Raw genomic sequence first — 9,300 nt, 5'->3', positions numbered from 1 at the left:
CATTAATTTAGTAGGCGTTTCCAAATCGTTTGGGGATGTATTAGTCATTCCTTCAGTAGATCTTGAGGTCAATGAAGGAGAGTTTGTCGTATTCGTTGGTCCTTCTGGTAGCGGTAAGTCCACCTTGTTGCGACTAATTGCTGGCTTGGAGGAAGTTTCTAAAGGCAGGATCGAATTCAATGGTCAGGATATGACCAACCTTGCACCTGCCAAGCGTGGATTAGCAATGGTCTTTCAGTCCTACGCCCTGTATCCGCACATGAGTGTGCGCGAGAACATCGGATTCCCACTGAAGATGGCAAGCATGCCGAAGAGTGAGATCGCTGCAAAAGTCCAAGAGGCCGCCAAGATCCTTAACCTGAGTGAATATCTAGAGCGTAAGCCTCGCCAGCTTTCTGGTGGGCAGCGTCAGCGCGTTGCGATTGGTCGAGCGATTGTACGCCAACCGAAAGCCTTCCTTTTCGACGAACCACTTTCAAACTTGGATGCTGCTCTCCGGATCAATATGCGTCTTGAAATCATGGAGTTGCACCAGCAATTAAAGACAACGATGATCTATGTCACTCACGATCAGGTGGAAGCAATGACGATGGCCGATAAGATCGTAGTGCTGGATCATGGCAATATTGAGCAGGTGGGTAGTCCTATGGATCTCTACCGCGCACCGGATAATCTTTTCGTAGCGGGCTTCATCGGTGCTCCCAGAATGAACTTCCTCGATGGTGGAGAAGCCAGTCGCTACAATGCAACAACGATTGGAGTTCGCCCTGAACACGTTCAAATTTCCAAGTCTTCAGGACTATGGACAGGCAAGGTTGGAGTGTCGGAGCATTTGGGCTCAGACACCTTCTTGCATGTTAATGTCGAAGGCCAGCAAGCTCCACTAACGGTTCGTACCGATGGGGAAGTTCAGCTAAATTACGGTGAAACCATCTATCTTAGTCCGGAAGAGGACAAAATTCATAAATTTGACAACAACGGGAAGGCAATTCGATGAAACTGGAAGGCAAGACAGCAATCATTACAGGTGGCGGTGGCGGTATCGGTCGTGCTGTCTCTTTGCGCTACGCTCAGGAAGGAGCACGCTGTGTTGTCGCAGATGTAAAGCTGTCGCTAGCGGAAGCTGTCGCGAAGGAAATTCAAGCGACTGGCGGCAGTGCCTTGGCGGTCGGTATGGATGTGACTAAACAGATGGATATTGATCAGACGATTCAAGCAGCAGCTGAAGCGTTTGGCCAAGTTGATATCCTTTTCAATAATGCAGGAATCTTTGAGATGGCTCCACTACTGGAGTCTTCTCGAGAAAGTTATGATCGGCTCTTCGATATTAACGTCAAGGGAATGTTCTTCATGATGCAAGCGGCTGCGGCCCACATGGTTGAGAAAGGCATCAGTGGTAAGATCATTAACCTCTCTTCTCAAGCAGGTCGACGTGGGGAGGCCCTGGTAGCTCACTACTGTGCAACCAAGGCGGCTGTTTACAGCTATACTCAATCAGCAGCACTGGCGATGGCTCCGCATCATATCAACGTTAATGGCATTGCCCCTGGAGTGATCGACACTCCGATGTGGGCAACGGTCGATGGCCTCTTTGCGCGCTATGAAAACCGACCCATTGGTGAAAAGAAACGACTGGTTGGTGAGGCTGTTCCTCTAGGCCGGATGGGAAGTCCCAATGATATCGAAGGAGCGGCAGTTTTCTTGGCTTCTGCTGATGCTGACTATATTACAGCGCAGACGTTCAACGTCGATGGTGGCAATTGGATGAGTTGACCTTCCAAAATTTTCATGACTATTCGACTCTCTCGGGCAGTCTTGCCCTCATTTCCATCGCAGATCTCAGTTCCCAACTATTCTCCTAAGCAGCTCAAGCCGGGGATTATCCACATTGGTGTGGGCAATTTTCATCGGGCACATCAAGCGGTCTATCTGGACCAACTGTTCCGACTTGGCAAATCTCTTGACTGGGCTCTGGTTGGTACAGGTGTGATGCCTGGTGATCGTGTGATGGGTCAAACCCTGGCGCAGCAGGACTACCTGACTACAGTCGTGGAGCAATCGGCTGCTGGTTACAAAGCAACCATAACGGGATCGATGATCGATTTTCTCCCACCAGGAGATCCTGTAAACATTGAGAGGCTTGCAGACCCAAGCATCCGGATTGTTTCATTGACGGTCACGGAAGGAGGCTACTTCATTAATCCAGCAACGGGAGAGTTCGATCCAGATCAACCCACATTAGAACAGGATGCAGCAAATCCAGAGACACCGACTACAGCCTTTGGGTTGATTCTGGCTGGTTTGCGTACCCGTTTGGCGAGAGGCATTGCGCCCTTTACTGTGATGTCCTGCGATAATCTGCTGCACAACGGCAATGTCACCCGCAACGCTGTGGTTGGTCTTGCCGAAATGCAAGATTCCAAATTGGCCGCCTGGGTTGAGCGTGAGGTTGCTTTTCCCAATGGAATGGTGGATCGCATTACACCCGCTACCTCTGATCGGGAAAGAAGTATTCTGCAGGAGGAGTTTGGTATTGAGGACGGATGGCCAGTTTTCTGTGAAAATTACATTCAGTGGGTCTTGGAAGATCACTTTCCGCTAGGGCGTCCAGAATTGGAAACTGTTGGGGTGACTTTCGTGCCGGACGTGACTCCCTATGAGCATATGAAGCTGAGGATTTTGAATGCAGGACATGCTTCAATTGCCTATGTGGGAGCTCTGCTGGACCAACACTTTGTCCACGAGGCAATGGCGCATCCGCTAATCTGCCGCTACTTGGAGAAGATGGAGACAGAGGAGATCTTACCGTCAGTTCCCCCTGTACCAAATACTGATCTACAAGCTTATCTTCAGTTGGTTCTAGAGCGGTTTGCCAATCCAAAAATTGGGGATACGATTGCTCGACTTTGCTTTGATGGTTCCAACCGACAACCCAAGTTTGTGCTACCCTCCACTCGAGATCGCTTACAGGCAGGCACCTCTGTAACTGGTTTGGCCTTGGAGTCTGCGCTTTGGTGTCGATACTGGGGAGGATTCTCTGAGGGAGGGAAAGACATGCAACCAGAGGACAGTCAGGCGGATCGACTACGAACGCTGGCCGAAAGATCTAAATCTGAACCGCTGGCCTTCCTGGAATTACAGGACGTCTTTGGCGATCTCTCAGAGTCTAAAGCTTTCCAACAAAGCTTCCAAAATGCCCTGCAGCACCTATGGCAGCATGGCACCGCAAACACCCTGCAAAGCTACCTCGATGATCAGCTCTGATCCACTATCATTCCCGCCGTCTTAGTTCTTAGTTCTTAGTTCTTTTCATGTGGCTCTGAATTTTCCAAGCTGCCGCATTTCATCAGATAAGGCATCGTATTCTGGTGTCTGGGCTCCGGGTTTCATTCAAGTGAGGGCAAAATTGGCTATTGCGTCTAAGTGCTCTAGAGAGTACCTAAAATAATGGGCGTTGCTGTCACTAGCTCTACAAAACAGATTTCTCTCTTTTCTCTTCGTTTGGGTGCAGACAGGTAGTTTGAGGGACAATTTTTAAACCTAATAGAATCAGGTTCTTTGACTCTAATCTAAAAAATCTATCCAACTAATAGATTGATAATATGTTTTTAGTGAGTAGCCTTTGAGGAGTTCTAGCCTATTCGGCTGGGATTTGCCCTATCACTAGTACAGTTTTCACCCTAGATGGAGTTTGTATGACACCAAAAGAAGTAGTTCAGAAAAACTATGAATGTTTTACAACCGGAGATATGACAACTTTTCGCACTCTGTATGCCGAAGATGCAGTAGTTAAAGTAAATGGGATCCATAAATTATCCGGAACTTATCATGGTCCAGATAATTGGATGAGCGCTCTGTCTCAGGTGCCACAGCTTTATGATGAATTCAAAATTGAGTTGGTGAACATCATCGCTGAAGGTGATCACGTATTTGCGATGCTGCATGCAACTGCGGTGGGTTCAGGAAAAATGACTGCTGATTTTGGACATTTTTACAAGATCGAAAATAGTAAAATTGCTGAATTTCATATCTTTGATGACTCACAGAAAATGGCTGCAACGATGAATGCTGCTTGAGTAGATTTATGATGATTATTTCGGTATTTTGATGATTTGGTCAAAACATTCATTAACTACACTATTGGAATACAAATTATGGGATCTCAATTCTTTCTGGTTCACCACTATGTGAAGCCCGGTAAGGCTGGTCAGTGGTGGCAAAAAACTGGTGAGCTAATGAGTGATCAACCTGCGATGGGTAAGTACGTTCAAGATTGTATGGAATTGGGGTTTTACAATCATTCCTTCATGCCTGTTGCACAAGAAGGCCCGATGTTTTGTATATGGGAAGCGAAGGAGGGAATTTCAGAAGCTGATTTCCAAGACTTTATTGATGGCCCAATGGGACCAAATTGGGGGATGAGTGCGCTGAACAATAATATTTCAAAGATAAATCTTGAGTTGACTGGTGGTCAAGCACCCTACGAGAGAAAACTCTGATATTTCTATTGCATTGTATCGTCGACCTGCTGCGCTGCAGCTTTTTGTGTAGCCAACTCTCCGATCAGTAGTGCCTTGTGAATCTGGACCAAAGTCTTGGTTTCGGTCCAGATTCAGCGCCTCCCCCGATCCCCTCTCTCTCATAACTCAATCAGACCGTAGGAAATTAAAACCGGAATTGCGTGACCTGCCGATTCAATCGAGAAGAACGGCTTCCATGTGAGAGGAGTCTCTTTGGGGTAGAATGCTCCGATCAATGTTCGGCTCCTTGTCTGGCTCTGAATTTCCTGCTTCAGAGTGAAGTTGAGGGAATTACGTTTATATTTTGGCCTCTGTCAATCCAACTGATGTGGTTCAGCAAACAGGAGAATTGGTGGGTAATCGGCAAGATAATTGTAGAGTGGACATGAAGTAGAGAGTTGTAAGTTGCCAAAAAAAGATTGAATATCTAGTTATATATGTACTGCTATTATTTGAAGCACATCAATTCTGATCACCTCAAACGATGGAGAGATATAGTGAGGAAATCACTTTTATACTTGGTTGGCGCGACCCTTATTTTGTCTGGATGTGACTCTAAACACCTCGAGTATCTCTGGACAGAGAGGCACCCAGTTCCTCCAGGAACCTACACTCCTCCGCCTGTTCAGCAACTTCAGCGAAGTGAACAGTATTTTTCGACTTATCCTGAAATAGAACCGAACCTGATGCAGATGAGAGAAGCACTGCCACAAGATTGGGGAAGTGGAAACAAGTACTATCGAAGAGACTTGGATGCACAGGCCTCCCTCCCAAATAACTCTTGAGACACTAGTAATTCATAGAAAATTTGACCTGCTCACGCAATTAAAAATGGGGTTCGTGCGATGAAGATGTTTTTTATCACACCGATAACGTTCTTAATTGTAGTGTCCCCGATTCTTGGTTTTACCCCGTCGGATGTGGATAGCTTGCTGAAGCAGGTAGCCAAGCAGAAGGAAAGGATCGTCTGCAGCCGGTGTGATTTGTCAGCGGCAAAGTTGCCGGACATTGACTTGAGTTATGCCGATTTGAGGGGGGCTAATTTGTCTCGGGCCAACTTGAGGAATGCGGATCTGCGAGAAACTGATCTGAGGGAGGCCAACCTGCGAGATGCCAATCTGAGTTACGCGATCCTGCGCGGTGCGACTTTCTGTAACACGATCCTTCCCAACGGAGAGATCAGTGATAAAGATTGTTGAAGAAGTTTATTGGTTGAGAATATTTGATTGGGCAGCGACTCCAACAAAGAGTCTTCGAAAGTGAACACGTGTCTAATTATTGCTGTGCGCTGCTCGAAGTAGATTGCCGAGCAACAGCACCCTCCAAATGTGCCGCTGCGTACTCAGCTACCTTTTCATCCACTATGGACTCGATATCAACTTTGATTTTTTGAATGGGATGATTCAGCAGGAAAACCTCAGAGGAATAGCCAAGGCGTACTTGGTCAGCTAGGTCGTATCCAAGTTGGAGTTCAAAATCCGCAGTAATCACAGTGAAGTCTTTGAAATAGCAGTGAACCTTCACATAGACTCGGGCTTTCCTCAGTTGTTTGTTCTTATGAAAAGCAGGCCGAATGTTCTGCTTTAAAATCCTCTCTCGAATGATTTGGTTTAGATTCAAATCACTGTAGAACGGACACTCTGTATCTACCGAACTCCAGTAAGTGAGTTCACCCTTTGTTGAATACTCCCGAAGCATTTGCTTTCCTACCGGTCCAAGCTTTTGGGCAAAGGATGCAGTTGTCCAGCAGAGCAAAGCCATTAAAATTACTATCAGGTATTTCATAACATCCTTTAAACGTTGTTGAAGTAGTCAGTTTCACGAACTACAGTTGTTCTACAGTCAAGTGGAGCAGTCAAAGATTTGAATTCATGGATGAATAACCTGGTTTTTTATCAGTCTCTAAGTGGTTTTGATTAGATGGGCTCAAGTTTGCTTGAAGATGAGTCCACAGTAAGGAAGACTACAAAAAAGCTTTCTTCAGGATGAAGCTGGCTACAAGACAGGACGTCACGACCCCCTTGAGAATCGTTTTGAGGAACAGGGAACACGATGTCCAGACTTTTGAAATTGCTGCTGATTTCTGTAACCACTCTATTTTTGCTGGGAGCCAAGCCCTTCAATCCTTATCCTCCAACTGAGGAATATTGGGAAGAACAGAAAAGAATTCAGGAGGTTCTGGCGATCAGCCAACAACTCAACAGACAGCCAAGACCTTATAGTGATTTGAGAGCCCTGCGTATGCAATTAGACCAGTACGCAGCCTCACAGTCGATCCCTGTTATGCCCAAGACAGTGTTCAAAGAATCTCCTCGCCAAATTCGTACCTTCCACTAAGCAGCCGATTGTTCTGAGGGTTGAATTTCTGCTTTAATCAGCTACTTCTCGGCTGTTGCCTTTCATTTCCAACGATAGCCTGCCTCAAGACGGGTTCCTTCGACTTCCTGATCTGGAAGATCCTCAAATTCCATGGTCCCGGTCTTTTGTGTGTAGATCGTAAAGGTCCAGCCGTCATCGGATTCAAAGCCCACACCGTATCCACTTTGGCTGGCCCAAGCGATTTCCGTATAACTCTCCATTGATTCAATCCAGGTCAAGTAAGCTTGGCCGGCGTGTACTCCTAGAAACCAGAAAGAACCGGCCCACACACGGGCTTCCAGCCCAAACAGGCCTGTCTTGAAGTAATTGTAATCAGGCTTGTTAGGCTGTTGGGCACTGCCTATGTGTTCTCCTCCAAACAAGCGCACTGAGAAATAATTGGAAGCTGTCCACTGATAATCTACGATGCCACCGTAGGCGTAGGATTCCACATGATTTTGCTCTGTCGAGGAGTTGGAGATTTGTAGATCCCCTACATTCAAATGAAGCCCAAAGCCCTCAATAGGTTCAGCTTTCAGCCAATTGGGCAGCAGGCTTAAAACGAATAACAGCAGCAACGAAGTTTTGCTTCTCATATCCTATTCAGTTAGTGAGTTTCTGTTATTTTTGAGGATGCACTGAATATTCCCCTATTCGGGGATTTGTTGCCCAAGTTTTTGGAGGGCCGATAGGGAGGCGTTTTCAGGATGGGGATATATGTGAGCAGACTTGTAGAAAGCTTCAATGGCCCCTTGCTGATGGCCACCGAGAAAGGCTGCAAAGCCTTTTAGATACGCAAAGCGAGCCCCGGTGTTCTTTGTTGAGAGTCTCATCTTGCAGTGACTCTGCGAGTTCTAGCCAGCTTTCAATTTGAGGTAGAGATGGCTGAGCTTGGTGAGTCATCAATACCTCGATCATGCCGGTCAGGCTGAAAAAGTTACTTTCAGCTAGAGGGAGGAGAGGCTGGATCTTTTTCTGAAGTTCAGGATCACCACCGAGCAGGGCATAACCAAGGAAGTCTCCATACTGATGTAATAGCTTATTTCGATGAAATCTCTCCTAGCGATCCTTGGGTTGCTGTTGCAACAACTCTCTGAAGTAAGCCTCTGCTTCAGGCCGAAATACCAATTGCAGAGCAGTTGGATTGCCTCCACGTACAACCTCCTTTAGAAATCCGTAGTGCCGGATTCCTTGGCCGTGTGAAAACTTCTCAGAATCCACTGAATAAAATAGAGGACGAGTGCTGTTATTTATGAACTGACGAAGTGTTTCCTGCTTTCTGCGCACAGAGCTACGGACTGGGAATAAGCGGTTCCCATAGACTAAGCCTTGCAGGCTAATTAATTCCAGATCAGGCCGTTGTTCTTCAACATAATGATAGTAGCCAAGCGGTCCTGTTTCCGAATCACCATAGACAAAGAATACCGAGTTTTCTGGGAGTAGCTGGAAGATCAATTCAGCGTGTCGTTCAGCAAAATTATCAGCAGACCGATCGTTCTTTGAAAGATTTTGAAAAAGCAGCAGACTCTCGATCAGCAAAGCAATAATGAAGGTTCCCAAAATTTGGAATTCAGGATTTTTGACGAAATGACGAATGAAATCATCCAAACCAATGGCTAACCACAAACCAAGTAAGCCATAACACACGAGGGAGTAAGGGCGGAAGATACCAATATTGAAGAAGTCGAAGTCAAAAGCTAGGAGGAATAACAGCAATACGCTGTTGCTAAGGAAAATCAACATCCCAGAGACCGACACGGTCAAGGAAAGTTGTTGCATCAGTTTCCACAACCCTCAGAGTGCGAGCCCAAAGCCCAAGGGGGTCAGTTGCCAGAAAGCTTCAACGCCAAACCATTGCAGAAATTCCAAGCGATCCCACCAACCAGCACTGGGGCTGACATCTACACTGGCATAGCCCTGGCGACTGAAATAAAACCAGAAACCTTGCCAACCTTCGATAGGACCATAGAAGCTGATTGATGGATTTTGTAGAGAGCGCCAGACCATTCCTGCGTATGGTAACGCAGCGCTCAACAGGCTGAGTAAGATTAATTCTGGAAGACGAGGTAGCACACTTCGCCAAACAGGAAGGGTGAGCACCAGCAATCCCGGAAAAGCCAGTGCCATCAGCGGGTAATGATTAGCCAGACTGAGCCCAAAGAAAATTGAGGCTCCCCACCACCATGTTCGTAAATCTGCTGCCTGCAAGGCTTTCAGAATCAGTAGATAGGTGGCAAAGAAGAGCAGAGCATTGAGTGTGTAGACTTCAGCAATGATCACCTGTGACCAGAAGTGCTCAGATGCTCCAAATGCCCAGGCTCCAGCCAAAGCTGCCCACACAGAAACTCCAAGTAGTCGAGCACAGCCAAACAGCACTCCGCAGGCAAGAGCTCCCAGAAACGTGCTGGCAAGGTGTCCTCGC

The 9,300-nt window shown here is 46.8% G+C and carries 13 protein-coding genes; 8 read left to right on the top strand and 5 right to left on the bottom strand.

The window, feature by feature from the left end:
• Window position 1: 1 nt before the first annotated feature.
• The 7 genes from P8O70_02920 (at window position 2) to P8O70_02890 (ending at window position 5,719) form a co-directional block, all read left to right on the top strand.
• Window positions 2-997: an ABC transporter ATP-binding protein gene (locus tag P8O70_02920; GenBank protein MDG2195837.1), complete on the top strand. Its 996-nt coding sequence runs from the start codon at window positions 2-4 to the stop codon at window positions 995-997.
• Window positions 994-1,773: an L-iditol 2-dehydrogenase gene (locus P8O70_02915; protein ID MDG2195836.1), complete on the top strand. Its 780-nt coding sequence runs from the start codon at window positions 994-996 to the stop codon at window positions 1,771-1,773. The genes P8O70_02920 and P8O70_02915 overlap by 4 nt, the downstream gene beginning before the upstream one ends.
• A 15-nt stretch (window positions 1,774-1,788) precedes the next feature.
• Entirely contained in the window at window positions 1,789-3,264 is a 1,476-nt protein-coding gene (locus tag P8O70_02910; GenBank protein ID MDG2195835.1) for a mannitol dehydrogenase family protein, read from the top strand.
• A gap of 431 nt (window positions 3,265-3,695) precedes the next feature.
• Window positions 3,696-4,076, top strand: coding sequence for a nuclear transport factor 2 family protein (locus P8O70_02905; GenBank protein ID MDG2195834.1), 381 nt, complete (start codon window positions 3,696-3,698; stop codon window positions 4,074-4,076).
• A 78-nt stretch (window positions 4,077-4,154) separates the two neighbouring features.
• Complete coding sequence (locus P8O70_02900) at window positions 4,155-4,499, top strand: hypothetical protein (GenBank protein MDG2195833.1); 345 nt, start codon at window positions 4,155-4,157, stop codon at window positions 4,497-4,499.
• Between the two features lie 518 nt (window positions 4,500-5,017).
• Window positions 5,018-5,305 (top strand): hypothetical protein, encoded by a 288-nt coding sequence (locus P8O70_02895; GenBank protein MDG2195832.1) that lies wholly within the window; start codon window positions 5,018-5,020, stop codon window positions 5,303-5,305.
• A 60-nt stretch (window positions 5,306-5,365) separates the two neighbouring features.
• Window positions 5,366-5,719, top strand: a complete 354-nt coding sequence (locus P8O70_02890) for a pentapeptide repeat-containing protein (protein ID MDG2195831.1) — start codon at window positions 5,366-5,368, stop codon at window positions 5,717-5,719.
• 76 nt (window positions 5,720-5,795) lie between these two features.
• Here the strand turns inward: P8O70_02890 and P8O70_02885 are convergent, their stop codons facing one another.
• The gene (locus P8O70_02885) at window positions 5,796-6,305 is read right to left on the bottom strand and encodes a hypothetical protein (protein ID MDG2195830.1); all 510 of its coding nucleotides are present in this window, start codon (window positions 6,303-6,305) and stop codon (window positions 5,796-5,798) included.
• Window positions 6,306-6,572: 267 nt separating this feature from the next.
• On the opposite strand from P8O70_02885, the gene P8O70_02880 reads away from it, so the two are divergent.
• Window positions 6,573-6,857 (top strand): hypothetical protein, encoded by a 285-nt coding sequence (locus P8O70_02880; protein MDG2195829.1) that lies wholly within the window; start codon window positions 6,573-6,575, stop codon window positions 6,855-6,857.
• Window positions 6,858-6,919: 62 nt separating this feature from the next.
• On the opposite strand, the gene P8O70_02875 is transcribed toward P8O70_02880, so the two are convergent.
• The 4 genes from P8O70_02875 to P8O70_02860 all read right to left on the bottom strand — a co-directional run.
• Window positions 6,920-7,474: a hypothetical protein gene (locus P8O70_02875; GenBank protein ID MDG2195828.1), complete on the bottom strand. Its 555-nt coding sequence runs from the start codon at window positions 7,472-7,474 to the stop codon at window positions 6,920-6,922.
• A 54-nt stretch (window positions 7,475-7,528) separates the two neighbouring features.
• Window positions 7,529-7,711 carry a hypothetical protein gene (locus P8O70_02870; protein ID MDG2195827.1) on the bottom strand — a complete coding sequence of 61 codons (183 nt, stop codon included), beginning with the start codon at window positions 7,709-7,711 and terminating at the stop codon, window positions 7,529-7,531.
• Between the two features lie 226 nt (window positions 7,712-7,937).
• Window positions 7,938-8,657 (bottom strand): hypothetical protein, encoded by a 720-nt coding sequence (locus P8O70_02865; protein ID MDG2195826.1) that lies wholly within the window; start codon window positions 8,655-8,657, stop codon window positions 7,938-7,940.
• A gap of 15 nt (window positions 8,658-8,672) precedes the next feature.
• Window positions 8,673-9,300 (bottom strand): DUF2723 domain-containing protein (locus P8O70_02860; protein MDG2195825.1); only part of this gene is annotated, 628 nt, incomplete at its 5' end.

The organism is SAR324 cluster bacterium (assembly GCA_029245725.1).
In the GTDB taxonomy this organism is placed as follows: Bacteria; SAR324; SAR324; order SAR324; family NAC60-12; genus JCVI-SCAAA005.
This window is presented reverse-complemented; position numbering and strand designations above follow the sequence as displayed.